The 19,952-nt window shown below is 74.5% G+C and carries 20 protein-coding genes and 1 pseudogene; 10 read left to right on the forward strand and 11 right to left on the reverse strand.

Annotated features, from left to right (window positions below):
- Positions 1–30: 30 nt before the first annotated feature.
- Both JL106_RS10080 and JL106_RS10085 read right to left on the reverse strand, forming a co-directional pair.
- Complete coding sequence (locus JL106_RS10080; protein ID WP_236007363.1) at positions 31–519, reverse strand: hypothetical protein; 489 nt, start codon at positions 517–519, stop codon at positions 31–33.
- Positions 512–871 (reverse strand): hypothetical protein, encoded by a 360-nt coding sequence (locus tag JL106_RS10085; protein ID WP_205260581.1) that lies wholly within the window; start codon positions 869–871, stop codon positions 512–514. Before JL106_RS10085 ends, JL106_RS10080 begins: the two co-directional genes overlap by 8 nt.
- 136 nt (positions 872–1,007) lie before the next feature.
- Between JL106_RS10085 and JL106_RS10090 the strand changes: the two genes are divergently transcribed.
- A complete protein-coding gene (locus JL106_RS10090) occupies positions 1,008–3,014 on the forward strand; it encodes a hypothetical protein (protein WP_205260582.1) in 2,007 nt (668 codons plus the stop codon).
- A gap of 10 nt (positions 3,015–3,024) precedes the next feature.
- Here JL106_RS10090 and JL106_RS10095 read toward each other — a convergent pair whose 3' ends face one another.
- Positions 3,025–3,162 carry a hypothetical protein gene (locus JL106_RS10095; protein ID WP_205260583.1) on the reverse strand — a complete coding sequence of 46 codons (138 nt, stop codon included), beginning with the start codon at positions 3,160–3,162 and terminating at the stop codon, positions 3,025–3,027.
- A gap of 89 nt (positions 3,163–3,251) precedes the next feature.
- Between JL106_RS10095 and JL106_RS22020 the strand changes: the two are divergent.
- A pseudogene (locus JL106_RS22020) lies at positions 3,252–3,419 on the forward strand (TetR family transcriptional regulator); the annotation flags it as partial.
- Positions 3,420–3,558: 139 nt separating this feature from the next.
- On the opposite strand, the gene JL106_RS10105 reads toward JL106_RS22020, so the two are convergent.
- From JL106_RS10105 to JL106_RS10140, 8 genes are all read right to left on the reverse strand, one after another.
- A complete protein-coding gene (locus JL106_RS10105) occupies positions 3,559–4,437 on the reverse strand; it encodes a siderophore-interacting protein (protein WP_205260584.1) in 879 nt (292 codons plus the stop codon).
- A 136-nt stretch (positions 4,438–4,573) separates the two neighbouring features.
- A complete protein-coding gene (locus JL106_RS10110; protein WP_328841973.1) occupies positions 4,574–5,446 on the reverse strand; it encodes an ABC transporter ATP-binding protein in 873 nt (290 codons plus the stop codon).
- Positions 5,443–6,513: a FecCD family ABC transporter permease gene (locus tag JL106_RS10115; RefSeq protein ID WP_205260585.1), complete on the reverse strand. Its 1,071-nt coding sequence runs from the start codon at positions 6,511–6,513 to the stop codon at positions 5,443–5,445. Before JL106_RS10115 ends, JL106_RS10110 begins: the two co-directional genes overlap by 4 nt.
- The gene (locus tag JL106_RS10120; RefSeq protein ID WP_205260586.1) at positions 6,510–7,550 is read right to left on the reverse strand and encodes a FecCD family ABC transporter permease; all 1,041 of its coding nucleotides are present in this window, start codon (positions 7,548–7,550) and stop codon (positions 6,510–6,512) included. The genes JL106_RS10115 and JL106_RS10120 overlap by 4 nt, the downstream gene beginning before the upstream one ends.
- A 34-nt stretch (positions 7,551–7,584) precedes the next feature.
- On the reverse strand, positions 7,585–8,682 hold the full coding sequence (locus JL106_RS10125; RefSeq protein ID WP_205260587.1) for an iron-siderophore ABC transporter substrate-binding protein: 1,098 nt from the start codon (positions 8,680–8,682) through the stop codon (positions 7,585–7,587).
- A 221-nt stretch (positions 8,683–8,903) separates the two neighbouring features.
- On the reverse strand, positions 8,904–9,716 hold the full coding sequence (locus JL106_RS10130) for a helix-turn-helix transcriptional regulator (RefSeq protein ID WP_205260588.1): 813 nt from the start codon (positions 9,714–9,716) through the stop codon (positions 8,904–8,906).
- Positions 9,713–10,597 (reverse strand): shikimate 5-dehydrogenase, encoded by an 885-nt coding sequence (locus JL106_RS10135; RefSeq protein ID WP_328841976.1) that lies wholly within the window; start codon positions 10,595–10,597, stop codon positions 9,713–9,715. The genes JL106_RS10130 and JL106_RS10135 overlap by 4 nt, the downstream gene beginning before the upstream one ends.
- Positions 10,594–10,830, reverse strand: a complete 237-nt coding sequence (locus JL106_RS10140; RefSeq protein ID WP_205260589.1) for a hypothetical protein — start codon at positions 10,828–10,830, stop codon at positions 10,594–10,596. The genes JL106_RS10135 and JL106_RS10140 overlap by 4 nt, the downstream gene beginning before the upstream one ends.
- A 411-nt stretch (positions 10,831–11,241) precedes the next feature.
- Between JL106_RS10140 and sucC the strand changes: the two genes are divergently transcribed.
- From sucC to JL106_RS21610, 8 genes are all read left to right on the forward strand, one after another.
- Entirely contained in the window at positions 11,242–12,411 is a 1,170-nt protein-coding gene (gene sucC / locus JL106_RS10145; protein WP_205260590.1) for an ADP-forming succinate--CoA ligase subunit beta, read from the forward strand.
- Positions 12,412–12,416: 5 nt separating this feature from the next.
- Entirely contained in the window at positions 12,417–13,310 is an 894-nt protein-coding gene (gene sucD / locus JL106_RS10150; protein WP_205260591.1) for a succinate--CoA ligase subunit alpha, read from the forward strand.
- A 159-nt stretch (positions 13,311–13,469) separates the two neighbouring features.
- Positions 13,470–15,137 (forward strand): cell division protein PerM, encoded by a 1,668-nt coding sequence (locus tag JL106_RS10155; protein WP_205260592.1) that lies wholly within the window; start codon positions 13,470–13,472, stop codon positions 15,135–15,137.
- Positions 15,138–15,390: 253 nt separating this feature from the next.
- Positions 15,391–16,089, forward strand: a complete 699-nt coding sequence (gene purN, locus JL106_RS20900; protein ID WP_328841979.1) for a phosphoribosylglycinamide formyltransferase — start codon at positions 15,391–15,393, stop codon at positions 16,087–16,089.
- Positions 16,086–17,750, forward strand: coding sequence for a bifunctional phosphoribosylaminoimidazolecarboxamide formyltransferase/IMP cyclohydrolase (gene purH / locus JL106_RS10165; protein ID WP_205260594.1), 1,665 nt, complete (start codon positions 16,086–16,088; stop codon positions 17,748–17,750). Before purN ends, purH begins: the two co-directional genes overlap by 4 nt.
- Before the next feature lie 15 nt (positions 17,751–17,765).
- Positions 17,766–18,386, forward strand: a complete 621-nt coding sequence (locus JL106_RS10170) for a pentapeptide repeat-containing protein (protein ID WP_205260595.1) — start codon at positions 17,766–17,768, stop codon at positions 18,384–18,386.
- 52 nt (positions 18,387–18,438) lie between these two features.
- Positions 18,439–19,404 carry a bifunctional methylenetetrahydrofolate dehydrogenase/methenyltetrahydrofolate cyclohydrolase gene (locus JL106_RS10175; protein ID WP_328841981.1) on the forward strand — a complete coding sequence of 322 codons (966 nt, stop codon included), beginning with the start codon at positions 18,439–18,441 and terminating at the stop codon, positions 19,402–19,404.
- Positions 19,391–19,903, forward strand: coding sequence for a DUF3017 domain-containing protein (locus tag JL106_RS21610; protein WP_205260596.1), 513 nt, complete (start codon positions 19,391–19,393; stop codon positions 19,901–19,903). The genes JL106_RS10175 and JL106_RS21610 overlap by 14 nt, the downstream gene beginning before the upstream one ends.
- Positions 19,904–19,952: the final 49 nt, after the last annotated feature.

Consider the following 19,952-nt stretch of genomic DNA (forward strand, 5'->3'; position numbering starts at 1 on the left):
CTGATCCGAGCGGGCCCGGGTCCGACCGGGTCAGGCCGGGGACCGGTCGTCGGACCGGCCGTGCTCGGCGCCCGGCCGGCTGTACCGCAGCCAGAGCAGGCCGAGCACCGGCAGCAGCAACGGGATGTAGCCGTAGCCGGACCCGAAGCGGGACCACACCGTGTCGTGCGGGAAGGCCTGCGGATCGACGATCGAGGCGATCCCGATGGTGATGACGCCGACCAGCTCGATGGCACAGGCGCCCCAGGCCAGCGGCCGCGACCAGGGCCGGTGGGTGACCAGTCCGACGGTGGCGGCGATGTAGACCAGCCCGGAGAACAGCGAGAGCGCGTACGCCAGCGGCGCCTCGTCGAACTGCACCGCGATCTGCACCACGGCCCGCGCCGTGGCGGCCAGGGCGAACACCGCGTACAGCGCGATGAGCAGCCGACGCGGGCCGCCCGGCGGACCATCGTGCTCGTGGACACCCGCCGTGGGGGCGGCCGCGTCGGCCGGACGTCCGGGAGCGGGCTCAGACACGGTCGCCCCAGAGCTGGACCAGACGCAACACCATCACCGCGACCACCACCGCAGTGAAGCACAGGCTCAGCGACCCCCACCGGGACCGTTCCTCGCGGGCGAGGTAGAAGCCGAGCGGCAGCACCAGCAGCACGCCGAACAGGTAGGCCAGGAACGTCACCGGCTCCCGCAGTCCGGTGCCGGCCACCCGGAACACCGCGATGAGCGCCTGCACCAGCAGCGCGATCTCGACGACGATCGCGCCGATCATCTGGCCCTCGGTGGTCGGCCGGCGGCGGTAGGCCTGCACCCCGGTCCAAGCCGCCAGCAGCAGCGCGGCCACGCCGATGCCGGTGGCCAGGAACGAGATCACCCGGCGATTCTCCCTCAACCCGCCGGCCGGACGGACCCGTCGGCCGCAGTCCGGGCCGACCTCACGTTGCTACGGTCGGTCGGTGCTCGGATCCGCGTCACCGTCCTCACCGCCGTCGGTCCAGGGGCAGGACCCAGTGCCCGGGTTGCTGATCGCGCTGCCCCTGCTGGTGCTGGGGGCCGGGGTGCTGGTCGGGGTGGCGCCGCTGCTCGACCCCGTCTCGACCGGTGACGGCTCCCCGCTCGCACCGGCCGGTGGGGCGGCGTGGGCGGCGCTGCTGCCCGCGGTGCTGGTGCTGGTGCTGACGGCCGCCCGCCGCCCGGTCGGGGTGCTGGCCGCGGCGGCCGGCGCCGGCCTGGCGGGGGTGAGCCGGCTGGTGTCGGACCTGCCGCTGCTCACCGCGCCGGACCTGGTGGTGCGGCCCGAGTTGATCATCGAGACCACCGATCGGGCCCGGCCGCTGACGCCGGGCGCGGGCGCCTGGTTGGTCGTGCTGGCCGACGTGCTGCTGCTCGTCGCCGGCGGGCTGGCGGCCCGGTGGTGGACCCGGCGCGGAGCCGTGCTGCTGGCCGAGACGAGCCCGTCCGGGCCGGCCGGCCCGGACTTCGCGGTCTCGGACCCGGCGCCCGGAGCGGCCGCGGAGACCGCCGCGCCGGCGCCCGGTGGGCTGGGCACGTTCGCGGACGCCGGGCCGGGTCTGCGGATCGGGCAGAACGGGCCGACGGTGCTCGTCGGGTTCTTGGCCGCGGTGGCCGTCATGGTCGGCGCGCTGCTGGTCCCGGTGACCGGCGAATTCCTGGCGTTGCGACTGCTGCCGCCGGCGGCGGGCCTGTGGGACGTGCTCGCCGCGCTGGCGGCGGTGCTGGTGGTGGCCGTGGCGGTGCTGATGGCGGCCGCGGTGCCGCGACCGGTGGCCCTGGCCGGCCTGGCCGGGGTCGCCTGCGTGCTGGCCGTGCCCGGGCTGACCGCACTGCTGGCCGGCCTCACGCGGGGGGTGGACCCGGCCAGCGGGGCCTGGTGGACGCTCACCGGCGCGGTGCTGCTGGTCCTGGCCGCGGCGCTCAGCCGACGGCCTGGAACGGCGGCTGCGCCGTCGGCCGGGGAGGCACGGACCGCCACCGGACCCGACGGACGTGCGGACGGCACCGCCGACCTGACCGTTGATCTGACCGACGACCTGCTCGCTGACCGGCCCGATGACCGGACCGGCCGGTCGCTGACGGCCGGTGGACTGGCGCTGCTGGCAGCGGTGCTCGGCGTGCTGGCCTGGGCGGTCCCGGTGCTGCAATTCGACGGGGCGGCGCCGACCGGGGCGGCCGCGGCGATCGTCGCGCCGGTCCGGGCGCCGTTCCTGGTCGCCGCGGTGGCCGTGGGCATCGCGGCGGCGCTGGTGCTGCCGACCACGCTCGGGTCCCGCACCGGCCGCGCGATCGTCGCGGCGCTGGGCGCGGCCGGGCGGGTCGCCACCGCCGTGCTCTGGGCCGGGCCCGCGCTGGCGCTGGCCGGGGCGCTCGCGTTGTACGCGCAGGTACGGGCCGGGCAGGCCAACACCGAGGACACCGCTGACCCGCTGCTGGCCGCCGTACCGTCGTCGTTCCTGCACACCTGGTCGGCCGGGTGGGGCCTGTGGGCGGGCGTGCTCTCGCTCGTCGTCGCGCTGGCGGCCGGGATCGTCGCGATCGCCGCCACGGCGGGTGGTGACCGGGATCGCCGCGACCGGATGGGCGGCGAGCCGGCCGACCCGCTGCGGCGGGTGCTGGCCGGCGTGGTCGGCGCCGGGGTGGTGGTGGCCGGATGCCTGCCGACGCACCGGACCGCGGCGGGCGGCGGACCGACCCTGCTGACCGGGTACGACCTGGCTGCCTGGGGCGTCTGGGCGGTGGTGCTGGCCGGGGTCGGCGCGTTGGTGGCGGCCGCGGTGACCACCCGTCCCGCGGTCGCCGCCGGTGCGCTGGTGGCGGCGGCGGTGGTGCTGGCCCAGCGGACCTGGATCCCGGCCGCGGTGCGGGACGACCCGGGGTCCGCCACCGCAGCCGGCTGGTGGATCGGCTGGCTCGCCGTCGCGGCCCTGCTGGTCGCAGCGGTGCTGCTCCCGTTGCTGGTCCGACGGGCGGTCACCCCGGCGGCGGGGGACCGGGCCTGATCGGCCCGGGTCAGCTGGTGATCGGCAGAGCCAGTGCGTCCCGGATGCCGGCCGCGGCGAGCACCGGCTTCGACTCGGCGACGACCTGGGAGTCCTCGTTGGCGGCGATCTCGACGATGCGGCCCCACCGCAGGAACCACCGGCCCAACGCCTCCCGGTCATGACGCTCGCCGCCAGCGCGTGCGACCCACCGAACCGGTGGTGCACGTCGGGCGCGCAGTCCCGCAGCAGGGCGTCGTGACCGAGGGAACGACGGGCCGGGACGGCCGGCGGACGCTGCTGGACGCCGCCCACCGCGAGCTCGCCGACCACGGCTCCGCGGCGATCAGCCTGCGCGCGATGGCGCGCCGGGCCGGCCTGTCGCACGCGGCCCCGAAGTACCACTTCACCGACCGGGCCGGACTGCTCACCGCCGTCGCCACGGACGGGTTCACCGAGCTCGCCGCCGCGCTGGCCCGGACCCTGGTGGCGACCTTCAGCGACGGGTCGGCCGGACCGGTCCTGATCCGGTCCGCGCCAGGGCGTGCCGCCGAGCCGGTGGTGTTCAGCGGGCGGTGCGCCGGGCGGTCGTGCGGCGCCGGCCCTCGCGTCGCCAGAACGCGCACGCGTCGATCTCCCGCTTGGGCACGCCGCCGGCCTCGGCCACGGCCTGCACGTCCCGGACGAAGGAGGTCTCGCCGGCCGCGTACACGTATCCCGCCGGATCCCACCGCACGTCGGCCAGGGCGGCCAGCGCCGCCTGTCCAGGGGCATCGGCCGCCCCGCCGCGCACCACCCAGCGCACGTCCAGCTCGTCCTCGGACGGCAGCTCGCGGCGGTCGTCGTCGTGTGGGACCTCGAGCACCAGAGTGACGGGGGTGCCGGCCGGCAGGGTCCGGGTGATGCTCTCCACCCCGGGCAGACCGGTCTCGTCGGAGACGATGGTGATCGAGGAGGGCCGGGGTGCAGCGGGCGGGGCGAAGAGCACGCCCTGGTCCAGGAAGCCGACCTCGTCGCCCGGTCGCGCGGCCAGCGCCCAGCTGACCGCCGGTCCCTCGGCGGCGCCGTCCGGAGAGGGGTGCACCACGAAGTCGACGTCCAGCTCCCATCCGGTGGCCGCGCGTCGGGCGGCCCGGATCGTGTAGTTGCGCACGATCGGCCGGACGTCGTCGGGCATGGCGCCGAGTCGGGAGTACCAGCCCTCGGCGGTGCCCTCGGGCAGGACCAGCGGCCGCGCGGCGGTGGGGTGGAAGAACAGCCGGAACCACTGGTCCAGGCCGGCGGGGGTGAAGGCGGCGACCCAGGCCGGGTCCTCGCCCAGGAGGGTGATGCGGACGAAGCTGCGGCTGAGCCGGGCGGTGCCGGTGACGCGGAGCCGGGTCACGGTGGCGTCGGCCGGCCGCTCGGGGCGGGCTCGGTCGCGGGTCTCGGTGGGCGTGCTCATCGGATCCTGTCTGGTGAGGCCGGAGGAGTCGGGCGAGCGAGGGACGAGGGAGCGCGGGCTCCGACCATCGGGCCCGGAGGAGTCGGGCGAGCGCGGGACGAGGGAGCACGGGCTGTGATCATCAAGGCTGGGACCATCAGAGCTGGCCGAGCGGGGCGGGCAGGGTGGGCACGGTGACGCGGTGCCGGCCGATGGGCAGCATCAGCGGGGCGCCGGAGGTCGGGTCGACGATGATCCGGCTGTCCACCCCGAACACCGCCCGCACCATCTCCTCGGTCAGCACCTCGGCCGGGAGCCCGGCCGCGTGCAGCCGGCCGTCGGTGAGAGCGATGAGGTGGTCGGCGTACCGGGCGGCCAGATTGAGGTCGTGCAGCACCACCACGATGGTGGTGCCGCGGGTGTGGTTGAGATCGGTGAGCAGGTCGAGCACCTCGACCTGGTGGCTGACGTCGAGGAAGGTGGTCGGCTCGTCGAGCAGCAGCACGTCGGTCTGCTGGGCCAGGGCCATGGCGATCCAGACCCGCTGCCGCTGCCCGCCGGAGAGCTCGTCCACCGACCGATCGGCCAGGTCGGTGGTGTGGGTGGCCTGCAGCGCGGCCGCCACCGCCTCGTCGTCCTGCCGGGTCCACCGGGAGAACAGGCCCTGGTGGGGGTTGCGCCCCCGGCCGACCAGGTCGGCGACGGTGATGCCCTCGGGGGCGATCGGCGACTGGGGGAGCAGGCCGAGGGTGCGGGCCAGCTCCTTGGCCGGCATCCGGTGCACGTCCTTGCCGTCCAGCACGATACGGCCGGCGCGCGGCGTCAGCAGCCGCGACATCGACCGCAACAGCGTCGATTTCCCGCACGCGTTGGCGCCGACGATGACGGTGATCGCCCCCGGCGGCACGGTCAGGTCCATGCCGTCGATGACCGTGCGGTCACCGTAGCCGAGCGTCACCCGTTCGGCGCTGAGCCGGTGCGCGGCACCGACGTCGCCCGGCCGGTGGTCGGGCACGTCACCAGCGGTCACAACGAGCCTCCCGCCCGGTTGGTCCGGATGATCAGGTAGATGAGGGAGGGCGCGCCGAGCACCCCGGTGACCACACCGACCGGCATCCGGTTGCCGAAGGCGTACTGGCCGCAGAAGTCGCCGACGAGCACCAGCAGTGCGCCGACCAGCGCGGCGGGGACGAGCAGGGAACCGTTCGGTCCGACCAGACGCGCGGCGATCGGCCCGGCCAGGAAGGCGACGAAGGCGATCGGCCCGGCGCCGGACGTGGCGAAGGCGATCAGCCCGACGGCCGCCAGGATGGCGATGAGTCGGGTGCGTTCCAGCCGGACGCCGAGCGCGGCCGCGGTGTCGTCGCCGAGCTGCAGCGTCGACAGGTTCCGGGTCTGGCCCAGCAGGATCGGGGCCAGCACCACCAGGGCGACCAGGGCGGGCAGGGTGGCCGTCCAGGACGCGCCGTTCAGGCTGCCGGTGAGCCAGCGCATGGCCTCCTGCAGGTCCCAGTCGGCCGCGACCGACAGCACGTAGGCGGTGGCGCTGCGCAGCATGGCCTCGACGCCGATGCCGATGAGGATCAGCCGGGTGCCCAGCACACCACCCTTGAAGGCGAGCAGGTAGATGGCCAGCGCGACGGCCAGGCACACCACGATGGCGAAGGCCGACACCCGGGTGCCGCTCCAGCCGACCACCACGATCGCGAACGCGGCGGCCGCGCCGGCCCCGGAGCTGATGCCGATCACGTCCGGGCTGGCCAGCGGGTTGCGCAGCATGGTCTGGAAGGTCACGCCGGCCAGGCCGAAGCTGAGCCCGACCACCACGGCCAGCACCGTGCGCGGGATCCGCAGCCGGCCGACGGTGAACGCGGCTCCGGGGACGTCCTGGCCGAGCAGCACGCGCAGCACGTCGCCCGGTGGGTAGAAGGTCTGCCCGACCATGAGGCTGACCGCGATCATGGCCAGCACCAGCACGGACAGCACGGCGATGACGACCCGGCGTCGCACGGCCCGGCGCTTGCGGTCCCGGGTGACCTGCGTGACCGCGGCGGCGGGCACCTCGACCAGGCGGGGACGCTCGAGATCGGCGCTCACAGCTCACGCAACTTCTGCCGGCGGACGACGGCGATGAAGAACGGCGCACCGATGAGGGCGGTGAGGATGCCGACGTCCAGTTCGCTGGGCCGGACCAGGATGCGACCGAGCACGTCGGCCGCGGTGAGCAGGCAGGCTCCGGTCAGGGCGGTGAACGGCAGCAGCCACCGGTGGTCGACCCCGACCAGCAGCCGGCACAGGTGGGGGACGACCAGCCCGACGAAGGCGATCGGCCCGGCGACCGAGGTCGCCGCGCCGCACAGCAGCACCGAGCCGAGCGCGGCGACCCCGCGGACCATGGCCACCCGCTCGCCCAGACCGGTGGCCAGCTCGTCGCCCAGGGCCAGCGAGTTCAGGCCGCGGGCGGACAGCAGGCTCAGGACCAGGCCGACGGCCAGGAACGGCACCACCGTGCCGATGCCGCTCCAGGTGGCGCCGCCGACGCCGCCGATCTCGAAGGACAGCACGTTCTCGGCGATGTCGTTGCGAGGCAGCACCACCGCGGTGATCAGTGAGGTGAGCGCCGCGCTGGTGGCCGCGCCGGCCAGCGCCAGCTTCAGCGGGGTGGCGCCGCCGCGGCCGAGGGAGCCGACCGCGTAGACGAAGACCGCGGCGACCGCGGCGCCCGCGATGGCCGCCCACACCGTCGCGGAGGCCGAGGAGAGCCCGAACCAGGCCAACCCGACGACGACGGCCAGCGAGGCGCCCATGTTGATGCCGAGCACGCCCGGGTCGGCCAGCGGGTTGCGGGTGACGCCCTGCATGACCGCGCCGGCCATGCCCAGGGCCGCGCCGACCAGGACGGCCAGCACGGTGCGGGGCACCCGCTTGGTCACCGCGGCCTGGCCGAGGTTGTCGGTGGTGCCCCCGAGGGCGGCGACGATGTCCGACCAGGCCACGTCACGCGAGCCCACCGCGATGGACGCGGCGGCCAGGGCGACCAGCACGACCAGCACGACGACCAGCCAGGTGACGCGCCGCGACCGCGGACGCCAGGTGATGGCGTCCGCGGTCGGGTGGGTGTCGGTGCTCGTCACCGGGGGGAACCGGGCGACGGATGGGACGGCTGGGTCACGACGTGGACTTCTGCGCGGCCTCGTCGATCAGGTCCACGTAGTCCTTGAGCACCCACGAGATGGCCAGCGGGGTCGGGTTGGCGGCGGTGCCGATCGGGCTCGTGCCCGGCAGCAGCACGATCGCGTCGTTGGCCACGGCCGGCATGCGGGACAGCAGCGGGTCGGCCTTGAGTGCAGTGACCAGCTCGTCGTCGCCGTAGCTGACGATGATCTGGACGTCATCGAACATGTCGACCTGCTCGGCGCTGATGGTGCCGGAGAACTTGACCTCGCCAGCCGAGGCGTCGACGACGCTCTGCGGGGTGGTCAGACCCAGGTCGGTGAAGAAGCCGGCTCGGGTGTCGTGGCTGGTGTAGAAGCTCACCTCGGACAGGTCGCTGGTGTCCACGTGGGTGAGGAACATGGTCGCCTTCCCCTCGATGTCGGGATGGGCGGCGACGGTCTCGTCGATGTCCTGCTCGATGTCGGCGATGAGCGCCTCGCCCTCGGCGGCCTTGCCGATCGCGGCGCTGTTCACCTCGATCATCTCGCGCCACGGCGTCGACCACGGCGCCTCCGGGTAGGCCACGACCGGGGCGATCTCCGACAGGGTGTCGTAGTCCTCCTGGGTCAGGCCGGAGTAGGCGGCCAGGATGACGTCCGGATCGGTGTCGGCCACGGCCTCGAAGTCGATGCCGTCGGTCTCGTCGAACAGCACCGGCGTCGGCGCCCCGAGCTCGTCCAGCTTCTCCTTGACCCAGGGCAGCAGCCCGTCGGTGTCGTCGTCGCCGAAGGTGGCGGCGGCCATGCCGACGGGGACCACGCCGAGGGCGAGCGGCACCTCGTGGTTGGCCCAGTTCACCGTGGCCACCCGCTCCGGCGCGGCCTCGATGACCGTGGTGCCGAGCGCGTGCTCGATGGTGATCGGGTACTGGCTGCTGCTCGTGCTGCTGCTGCTCGCGGACGAACTGCTGGCACTGTTCGACGGGGCGCTGCTCGGTGCGCTGCTGTTGGTCGAGCTGCCGGCCGAACCGCTGTCGGACGATCCGCCGCAGGCGGCCAGGGTGACGCCGGCGGTGGCCAGCGCCACGGCGAGCGTGCGATGGAAACGCATCGATCGAACTCCACTCTCGTCCTGGCAGGGGCGTGCACCTGCCGACCGGGGCGTCGTCGGAACCCGGACGCCGTGGCGAGCCGCCGTTCAGGTAAGGCTTGCCTCAGCCAAGGTAGGCAACCCTTGGTGATCGACGCAATCGCGCGGATCCGACGCAAGATGTCGCAGATCGGACACCCGGCGCGGTGTCTCAGGGTCGCGCCCCTCGAACCTGGCTCGGGTCAGGCGGCCCGGAAGGCGCCCGGAGTCAGGCCGACCGTGCGCCGGAAGGCCGCGCCGAACGCGCTGGCCGACCGGTAGCCGACCTGCTCGGCGACGTCCTCCACCGTCCATCCGCCGGCCAGCAGGGCGACGGCGTGCTGAGCGCGCACGGTGGCCACCCAGCGGGCGAACCCGCTGCCGGTCTCCGCGCAGAAGGCCCGGGTCAGCGTGCGCGGGCTGACCCGCAGCTCGCCGGCCCAGTCGGCCAACCCGCGCCCGTCGCCGGGATCGGCGCGCACCGCATCCACGATGGGTCGCACCAGGGCGGCGGTGGGCAGGTGCACCGACAACTCGTGCCGGGACGGGGTCAGCACGTCCAGCACCAGCGTCTCGGTGGCCGCACGCGACGGATCGGCCAGACCGGGCTCACCGAGTCGGGCCAGCAGCAGTCGGAGCAGCGGGGTGATCTCGACCGGCACCGGGGTGTCGGCGATGGTGGTGGTGCTGCGGATGGCGAAGAAGGCCGAGCGGAACCAGGTCCCGGCCGTCATCGCCCCCGAGTGCAGCGTCCCGGCCGGCATCCACAGACCCAGGGTCGGGGTGATCGTCCAGATCCGGCTGCCCACCGTGGCCGACGAGGCGCCCCGCTCGTTCCAGAGCAGCTCGTGCACCGGGTGGGAGTGCTCATCCCAGATGGTGTCCCGCTCGATCAGCTCCTGGTGACCCTGGATGAGGAACGGGACCTCGACCGACCCGGCGGCCAGGATCGGCAGGGTGCGGTGCTCCCAGGCGTCGGGGTCTGTCGTGCCTCCGGCGCGCGGCGGGACGCTCACCGGCGCGACCACTCGGACGCCCGGCGGATCTGTTCCGCCGTCGGGCGCACCCCGGTGTAGAGCACGAACTGCTCGGCCGCCTGCACCGCGATCACGTCCGCCCCGGTCACCACGGGCACGCCGCGGTCGGCCGCGCGCCGGACGAACGGCGTCATCGACGGCACGGCGACCACGTCGAACACCGCGGCGGCGGCGTCGACCGCCTCGGCCGGGAACGGCAGCTCGTCCGCCTCGACACCTCCCGCCATCCCCACCGGGGTGGCGTTCACCAGCAGCCCGGGCCGGGCCGCGCCGAGTTCCGGCGCCCAGGTGCCGCCGCACCGTCGGGCCAGCGCCCGCCCTGCCGCCTCGTTGCGGGCCACCACCAGCACCCGGTCGAACCCGCTGTCCCGCAGCGCGGCCGCCACCGCGGTGGCCATGCCGCCGCTGCCGGCGACCGCCACGGCCGGACCGGCCGCTCCGGCGAACGCTCCGATCAGTTCCCGGAGCCCCCGCTCGCGCAGCAGCTGTGCGACGGCCAGGTAGTCGGTGTTGAAGGCACGCAGCACCCCGTCGTCGTTGACGATGGTGTTGACCGCCTCGATGCCGGCCGCCGACGGGTCGACGTGGTCGACGAGGTCCAGGCAGGCCTGCTTGAACGGCATGGACACGCCCGCGCCCCGGATGCCCAGCGCCCGGATGCCGGCCACCGCGGCGGCGATGTCCGTGGTGGTGAACGCCTTGTAGACGAAGTCCAGGCCCAGTTCGTCGTACAGGTGGTTGTGGAACCGGGTGCCGATGTTGCTGGGCCGGCCGGCCAGCGAGATGCACAGCCGGGTGTCCTTGGTCAGGGCGCCGACGATGGTCCGGGCGGTCGCCGGCCCGCCCTGCGGGCCGGTCACTCGGTGCGATCCGGCCGGGCGGGCGGGTCGGCCGGGTCACCGTCCGGTCGATCGGCGGGGACCCGGCCGCCGGCGAACTCGCCGCCGCTGTACACGGCGTTGCCGCGGTAGCCGGCCTGCTCGGCCTCCTCGCCGCGGTCGGTGACAGCGTCCCGCTCCACCCCCACCTCATCGGTGTCGGTGCTGGTGTCGGTGCTGGTGTCGGTGGTGCTGTCGCGCTCGGTCCCGGTCATCGCTCACTCCTGCCGTCGGTCTGTGGTCGGTCTGTCGTCCCCGGGCGGCGGGTCCGTCCCGCTCAGTTCCCCGAGTCTGGCAGCCGAGCCAGGGAGCGTGGACGCGACGGGCGGGCTCGCGCGGGAACCCCACCGGTGCACCGACTGTGATCGGAGTCGCAGGCTCACGGCGTGTGATGCTGACCGCTCACGCGGGCCGGGGCGTCCCGTCCCGGCCCCGGAAGTGGCACGCTGGTCCGCGGTGTTCGGCGCGTCGAGCAGCAGGCGGCGGGCCGAGGCCGACCACCTCGTCGTCGAGGGCATCGCAGTTCCGGGCCGTTCCCGGAGGACGCAGCGCTCACCCGCGCACGCCCCCCGTCCACCGGCAGCCCGCTGTACCGACCCACGACGGCTACCGGAACGGGAGACAACGTGGATCTGTACGAGTACCAGGCGAAGGAACTCTTCGCCGCGCACGGCGTGCCCACCACCCCGGGCGAGACGACGCAGTCCGTGGAGGACGTCGAGGCCATCGCGACGCGGCTGGGCACCGCGGTCATGGTCAAGTCCCAGGTGAAGACCGGCGGCCGCGGCAAGGCGGGTGGCGTCAAGTTCGCCCCCACCCCGCAGGTCGCGGCCGAGAAGGCCAAGGACATCCTGGGTCTGGACATCAAGGGTCACATCACCCGCACGATCCTGATCTCCGAGGCGGCCGACATCGCCGAGGAGTACTACGTCTCCTACCTGCTCGATCGGTCCAACCGCACCTTCCTGGCCATGGCCAGCAAGGAGGGCGGCATGGAGATCGAGGAGCTGGCGGTCGAGCGGCCCGAGGCGCTGGCCCGGATCCCCGTCGACGCTCTGCAGGGTGTCGACCTGGCCAAGGCCGAGGAGATCGCCGACGCCGCCGGGTTCCCGGCGGAGGTCCGCGACCAGGTCATCCAGACCCTGCTGAAGCTCTGGGAGACCTTCGTCAGCGAGGACGCGACGCTGGTCGAGGTCAACCCGCTGGTCAAGACGCCCACCGGTCAGGTGCTGGCGCTGGACGGCAAGGTGTCGCTGGACGAGAACGCCGAGTTCCGTCACCCGGAGCACGAGGCCTTCGCCGACCTGGCCGCCGAGAACCCGCTCGAGGTCCGGGCCAAGGAGAAGAACCTCAACTACGTCAAGCTGGACGGTGAGGTCGGCATCATCGGCAACGGCGCCGGCCTGGTCATGAGCACCCTGGACGTCGTCGCGTACGCGGGCGAGGCCCACGCAGGCGTGAAGCCGGCCAACTTCCTCGACATCGGCGGCGGCGCCAACGCCGAGGTCATGGCCAACGGCCTGGACATCATCCTGTCCGACCCGGACGTCAAGTCCGTCTTCGTGAACGTCTTCGGCGGTATCACCGCGTGCGACGAGGTGGCCAACGGCATCGTGCAGGCGCTGGGCATCCTGGGCGACGAGGCCAACAAGCCGCTGGTCGTCCGGCTGGACGGCAACAACGTCGACGAGGGCCGACGCATTCTGACCGAGGCTGCGCACCCGCTGGTGACGCTGTCCGACACCATGGACGCCGGCGCCGACAAGGCCGCCGAGCTCGCGAGCACGGGAGTCTGAGACCGATGGCCATCTTCCTCAACGAGCAGTCCCGGGTCATCGTCCAGGGCATGACCGGCTCCGAGGGCAGCAAGCACACCCGTCGCATGCTGGCCTCCGGCACCACCATCGTGGGCGGCGTGAACGCCCGCAAAGCCGGCACCACGGTCGACTTCGACGGCTCCACCCAGCCGGTGTTCGGCACCGTGGCCGAGGCCATCAAGGAGACCGAGGCCAACGTCTCGGTGCTCTTCGTGCCGCCGCCGTTCGCCAAGGACGCCGCCATCGAGGCCATCGACGCCGGCATCGAGCTGGCCGTGATCATCACCGAGGGCATCCCGGTGCACGACTCGGCCAAGATCTGGGCGCACGCCTGCGCCGAGAATTCCAAGCGCGGGAACAAGACCCGGATCATCGGGCCGAACTGCCCCGGCATCATCTCGCCCGGCAAGTCCAACGCGGGCATCATCCCGGCCAACATCACCGGCCCGGGCAAGGTCGGCCTGGTGTCCAAGTCAGGCACCCTGACCTACCAGATGATGTACGAACTGCGGGATCTCGGCTTCTCCTCGGCCATCGGCATCGGCGGTGACCCGATCATCGGGACCACCCACATCGACGCCCTCGAGGCCTTCCAGGCCGACCCGGAGACCGAGGCGATCGTGATGATCGGCGAGATCGGCGGCGACGCCGAGGAGCGGGCCGCGGCCTACATCAAGGAGCACGTGACCAAGCCGGTCGCCGGCTACGTCGCGGGCTTCACCGCGCCGGAGGGCAAGACCATGGGTCACGCCGGCGCCATCGTGTCCGGCTCGGCCGGCACCGCGCAGGCCAAGAAGGAGGCCCTCGAGGCCGCCGGGGTCGGCGTGGGCAAGACCCCGACCGAGACCGCCAAGCTGCTGCGCAGCCTGCTCGGCTGATCCACTCCGTCCCGCTGCGGCGGAACCAGCACCGACGCACGTCCGGCGCGCCCGGAGTCCACGACTCCGGGCGCGTCCGTCGTTCCGGGTGGTCGCCGGGCGGGCCCCCGGCGCGTCAGGGGGGCGTGCGGGCGCAGGCGTGTGACAGTGAGGCGCGTGATGCGGCAGTCCACCCTGGAACGGCTCGTCCCCTCGGCGTCGGCCCTGCCGCGCGGCTGGACGGCGGCGCTCGCCGCGGTGGCGCGGTCGGTGGCCGTCGGTGCCGGCAGCCTGCTGCTGGTGTGCGGCGTCACCCTGCTGCTGTGGGCGCTGACCCCCGAGTCGACCGGGCAGCCCGCCGACGCCCTCGGCGCCGGCGTCGCCGTCTTCGCGGCGGCCAACCTGGTGACGGTGACGGTGGCCGGCCTGTCCGTCACCCTGGTCCCGCTGCTGCTGACTCTGCTCATCGCCCTCACCCTCGGCGTCTCCGCCCGGCGCGCCGCGGCCCGGCCCTTGGGCCGGGCGCAGGAACTGGGCGCCATCGCGGCCGGCGCCGGCAGCTCCGGGCTGTTCGTGGCGGTGACCACCCGGTCCTTCACGCCCGACGGGATGATCGGTCCGGAGGCGTTCCTGCCCGCGGCGGCGCTCGCCCTGGTCGCCGTCGGGATCGGCGTGCTCGGCCCGGACAGTGCCTGGCGCGCCTGGCTGCGCGGCCGCACCCCGGGCTGGCTGCAGGCGGGCTTCCGCGCCGGGCTGGCCGGCGCCCTCGCGCTGGTCGCGGCCGGGGGGCTGGCGGTGGCCGCCGCGGTGGCCGCGTCGTTCACCACCGCCGCGGGCTTCCTGTCCGCCGCCACCCCCGACGGGGGCAGCGCGCTCGGGCTGACCGTGCTGCAGGTGGTGCTCACCCCCAACGCCGCCGTCGCGGCCCTCGGCTACCTCACCGGAGTCGGCCTGGAGCTCGGTCAGGCTTCGTTCAGCCCGTTCGGTTCGGTCCCCGGGCCGGTGCCAGGGCTGCCGCTGCTGGCCGGCGTCCCGCACCCGACTGCCCCCACCGCCGTCGGGCTGGCCGTGCTGCTGCTGCCGCTGGCCGTCGCCGGCCTGGTCGGGCACTGGGTGACCCGCCGGGTGGGGCACCGGCGCGGCCGGCTCGGCGCGGTGGTCGCCGCCGCGATCGTCGCCGGTCTGGTCGTCGCGGTGCTGGCCCTGGTCGCCGGGGGTGGGATCGCGGGCAGTGGGGTGACGGGCAGTGCGACGGCGCTCAGCGTCGGCGCGGATCCGCTGCGGCTCGGAGCGGTGGTGGCGGCCGGGATCGCGGTGGTCGGCGGCGCGGTCGCCGCGCTCGTCCCGCCCGTCGCGGGGGCACGCACGCCGTCGGCGTCCGACCCCGGGGCCCGGCGGGCCGCCGTCGGGTCCTCGCCGGCGGCGCGGCGCGGTCGACGCCGGGGCGGGCCGACCGCTGCCGCTCCGGCGGGCGCGACGGCGTCGACCGACGAGGACGACGCCGGGCCGGATCCGGTCGACGGTGCTGACGACGGTGCTGGCGGGATTGCTGGCGGGATTGCTGACGGGGTGGCCGCGCGAGGTGCTGACGGGGACGCCGACGGGGCGGTCCGGTCCGCAGACCCGACCGACGGGCCGGCGGCGTCCGGACCGGTTCCGGACGACGTCCCGGGTGGCGATCGCGGGAGCGCGGACGCCGCCGACACCGCTGAGGCCAGTGCGGCCGCTGACGCTGGGACCGCAGGGGATGCCGAGATCGTTCCCGAGCCGGACGAGGATCCGGCTGCGGTCAGCCGGAGCGGTGGACCGGGCCGCGGCGAGGACACGGCGGGCCGCCCGACGTCGTAGGGTGCTCGGGGCCTTGACGGGCCCCGGTCGGCACCGATCAGGGCGGGCGCCCCGGTCGCTTCCCCGGTGCGGCTTCCCCCGGTGCCGTCCCGGGGTACCGGCAACCGGACCCCGCGGTCGCCGCGCGACGACCGACCGGGCATCCTGGTCGGGCCAGGCCGACCCGGGCCGGACCGACCAGGCCGGGACCGAGCTCCGGCGGCCACCAGCCGCATCCAGCGCCACATCCGGGCGCCGCGATCGAGAGGAAGCAGTGCCCTCACCCAGGCCGTCCGCCGGCGAACCGTCCCCGACCGATCGTGCCGACGAGGCCGGCAGTGCTGACCCGGCCGACCGGGCCGCGCCGGCCACCGAGCCGGTGCCGATCGTCGTCCTGGCCTCGGGCTCGGGCACGCTGCTGCAGGCGCTGCTCGACGCCGACGGACCGCGGCCCTACCGGATCGTGGCCGTCGGGTCGGACAAGTCCGCGTGCCAGGCGCTGGACCGGGCCGCGGCGGCGGGCATCGACACCTTCACCGTCCGGGTCGCCGACCACCCCGACCGCGCGGCCTGGGACCTCGCGCTGGCCCGACGGTGTGCGGACTTCGGCGCCCGGCTGGTCGTGCTGGCCGGATTCATGAAGCTGGTCGGGCCTGGGTTCCTGGACGCCTTCCCGGCCGCGGTGGTCAACGCCCACCCGTCGCTGCTGCCGGCGTTCCCCGGCATGTCCGCGCCCGCCGACGCGCTCGCGCACGGCGTGAAGCTCACCGGGTGCACCGTGTTCCTGGTCGACACCGGGGTGGACGCCGGGCCGATCGTGGCCCAGCGTGCCGTCCCCGTGGCGGACGACGACGACGTCGCCTCCCTGCACGAACGGATCAAGGTCGCCGAGCGGTCGCTGCTCGTCGACGTGGTCTCCGCGATGACCGCCGCGCCCTACGAGGTGTCGGGACGAAAGGTGAAACTGGGATGACCGAGTCGACTGGCGACACGACGGGCGCCACGATCGGCGGGAGCGGTGCGCTGCACCCCGTGCCGACCGAGCCCGCCGCTGCGGTGGGCGCTCCGGTGGCCGGAGAGCGCCGGCCGATCCGCCGTGCGCTGCTGTCGGTGACCGACAAGTCGGGGCTGGCCGATCTGGGTCGGGGTCTGGTCGAGGCGGGGGTCGAGCTGGTCTCCACCGGCAACTCCGCCCGGGTGCTGGCCGAGGCCGGCCTGCCGGTGACCACCGTCGAGCAGGTGACCGGGTTCGCCGAGACGCTGGACGGGCGGGTCAAGACCCTGCACCCCGCCGTGCACGGCGGCCTGCTGGCCGACCTGCGCAAGGAGAGCCACCGCGCGCAGCTGCAGGAGCTGGGCATCGCGCCGTTCGACCTGGTCGTGGTGAACCTGTACCCGTTCCGGGAGACCGTCGCGACCGGCGCGAGCGTGGACGACAGCGTGGAGCAGATCGACATCGGCGGCCCCGCGATGATCCGCGCCTCGGCCAAGAACCACCCCTCGGTGGCCGTCGTGGTGGACCCGGCCGAGTACCCGGCCGTGCTCGAGGCGGTCGCCGCCGGTGGCTTCACCCTGGCCGAGCGCACCGCCCTGGCGGCGCGGGCGTTCGGGCACACCGCCGCCTACGACGTGGCCGTGGCGTCCTGGATGCACAGCGTCGCGTCGCCGCCGGCCACCGGGTTCCCGGAGTGGCTGGGCGCCACCTGGGAGCACGCGGCCGACCTGCGCTACGGCGAGAACCCGCACCAGCGGGCCGCGCTGTACCGCAGCGACCGCCCGGGGCTGGCCCACGCGCGGCAGCTGCACGGCAAGGAGATGAGCTACAACAACTACGTCGACGTCGACGCCGCCTGGCGCGCGGCCACCGACTTCACCGACCCGGCCGTGGCGATCATCAAGCACGCCAACCCCTGTGGGATCGCGGTGGTGCCAGGCGGCGCCGACACCGACATCGCGCTGGCCCACCGGCGGGCGCACGCCTGCGATCCGGTGTCCGCGTTCGGCGGCGTCATCGCCGTGAACCGGCCGGTGACCGCCGAGCTGGCCGAGCAGATCGCCGACATCTTCACCGAGGTGCTGCTGGCCCCGGCGTTCGACGACGCCGCCCTCACGGTGCTGACCCGCAAGAAGAACATCCGGCTGCTGGTCATGCCGGAGGGCGACCCGTCGCCGATCGAGTTCCGTGGCATCTCCGGCGGTGTGCTGGTGCAGACCAAGGACGTGCTGGACGCCCCCGGCGACCACCCGTCGAGCTGGACGCTGGCCTGTGGTGAGGCGGCCGACGAGGCCACCCTGGCCGACCTGGTCTTCGCCTGGCGGGCGTGCCGGTCGGTCAAGTCGAACGCCATCCTGCTGGCCAAGGACGCAGCGAGCGTGGGGATCGGCATGGGCCAGGTGAACCGGGTCGACTCGGCGCGGCTGGCCGTGGAGCGGGCGGGGAAGCGTGCGTCCGGATCGGTCGCGGCCTCCGACGCGTTCTTCCCGTTCGCCGACGGGCTGGAGATCCTGCTGCGGGCCGGGGTGCGGGCCGTGGTCCAGCCGGGCGGGTCGGTGCGCGACCCGGAGGTGGTGGCCGCGGCCGAGGCCGCCGGCGTGACCATGTACCTGACCGGTGCCCGACACTTCTTCCACTGACGCGGATCTCGCGTGATGGAACTGGAGCCGGGCAGCCGGTACGACGGGGAGGACTTCCGGGACGTCGACCTGGGCGACGCGTCGATCATCGACGCGGAGTTCGTCGACTGCGACTTCAGCGACGCCACGCTGGTCGGCGCCCGGACCCTGCGGACGACGTTCCAGCGGTGCCGGTTCGAGCGCACCGAGCTGTACGGCTCGACGCACCGGAACGGCTCGTACATCGGGTGCACGTTCGACCGGGCCGCCTGGCACGGCGCCACGCTGGAGTCGTGCCGGCTGACCGGCAGCACCTTCACCGACTGCCGGCTGCGACCGATCACGCTCACCGACTGCGATCTGACCCTGGTCTCCTTCGGCGGCGCGGACCTGTCCGGGGTCGACCTGTCCGGGCTGCGGCTGCGGGAGGCCAACCTGACCGGGACACGGCTGCGCGGCTGCGACCTGCGCGGCGCCGACCTGACCGGAGCCCGGGCCGGGCAGGCCGATCTCACCGACGCCGACCTGCGGGGGGCGACGGTCGACGCGGCGGTGTGGGTGGCCGCCCGGCTCACCGGGGCGAAGGTGGAGACCGACCAGGCCATGGGGTTCGCGGCCGCGCACGGCCTGCTCGTGCATCCGGGTGGGCACGACTGACGCGGGTCCGGTCCCGGCCTGGGACGGCCGGTGCGTGGCAGGATGACGTTCCGTGACCGGTGACCTCCCGCCCATCCCGTCAGCATCGACCGCCGCCGCGACGGCCACCGTGCTGGACGGCAAGCAGACGCTGGCCGCCATCAAGCGCGAGCTGGCCGACCGGGTGGCCGCGCTGGCCGCCGCGGACGCGGTGCCCGGGCTGGGGACCGTGCTGGTCGGGGACGACCCGGGCAGCCGCTGGTACGTCGCGGCCAAGCACCGGGACTGCGCCGAGATCGGCATCCACAGCATCCAGCGGGAACTGCCCCGCGGCACCACCCAGGCCGAGGTCGAGGCGGTGGTCGACGAGCTGAACGCCGACCCGGCCTGCACCGCCTTCCTGGTGCAGCAGCCGACCGGTCTGGACGAGTACGCCATCCTGTCCCGTGTCGACCCGGTCAAGGACGTCGACGGCCTGCACCCGGCCAACCTGGGCGCGCTGGTGCTGGGACACCCCGCGCCGCTGCCGTGCACGCCGTTCGGCATCGTCGAGTTGCTGCGCCGGTACGAGGTGCCGATCGCCGGGGCCGAAGTGGTCGTCGTCGGCCGCGGGATCACCGTGGGTCGGCCGCTCGGGCTGCTGCTCACTCGGCGCAGCGAGAACGCCACCGTCACGCTCTGCCACACCGGCACCCGCGACCTGGCCGCCCACGTGCGGCGGGCCGACATCGTGCTGGCCGCCGCCGGCGTCCCCGATCTGATCACCGCGGACATGGTGAAGCCGGGTGCGGCGGTGCTGGACGTCGGGGTCAGCCGGGTGGACGGGAAGATCGCCGGCGACGTGGCCCGGGACGTCGCCTCGGTGGCCGGGTTCGTGGCGCCCAACCCGGGCGGCGTCGGCCCGATGACCCGCGCGATGCTGCTGACCAACGTGGTCGAGGCGGCGGAGCGGCGGCTGGCCGAGCGCACAGGCCGGGCCGCCGGTTCCGCCCGGACCGCCGGATCCGGTGCGGGATCCGGTTCCGGTGACGGGCGGTGACCACGGCGGGCCGGCGGGGCCGCTGTCCGAGCTGCGCACCAAGGCCGGCCGGGCCGCCGAGCACGCGGCCGGTCCGGGCGGGCCGGGGGTGCCCGGGCACGGTCCGGCCCTGAGCCCGGGATCCGCGATGACCGCCCCGCCGCTCTCGACCCCGGACCCGGGTCGGCCGTCCGGGGACGGCGCTGCTGACGGCGCTGACGATGGCGCTGCCGCGGATCGGACCCCGGTGCGGTGGTGGCGCCGACGGGACGTGCGGGCCTGGGTGCCGCTGATCGCGGTGCTGCTGGTGCTCGCCGTGGCCATGGTGCTGATCGTGACCGCACACTGGCGGCGAGGCAGCGCAGCGCTCGGTGCGGCCTCGCTGCTGGCCGGCGTGTTCCGGGCCGTCCTGCCGACCGGTCGGGTGGGACTGCTGGCCGTGCGCGGGCGGGTCTTCGACGTCTGCTTCTGTGCTGTGAGCGGCGGCCTGCTGGTGCTGCTGGCGGCCGTCACCGAGTGAGACCGGCGGCGATCTCCGTGACCGCCGGCCCGCCGCGGCGGGCCGGGTG

This window comes from Nakamurella leprariae (genome assembly GCF_016918035.1).
Taxonomy (GTDB): domain Bacteria; phylum Actinomycetota; class Actinomycetes; order Mycobacteriales; family Nakamurellaceae; genus Nakamurella; species Nakamurella leprariae.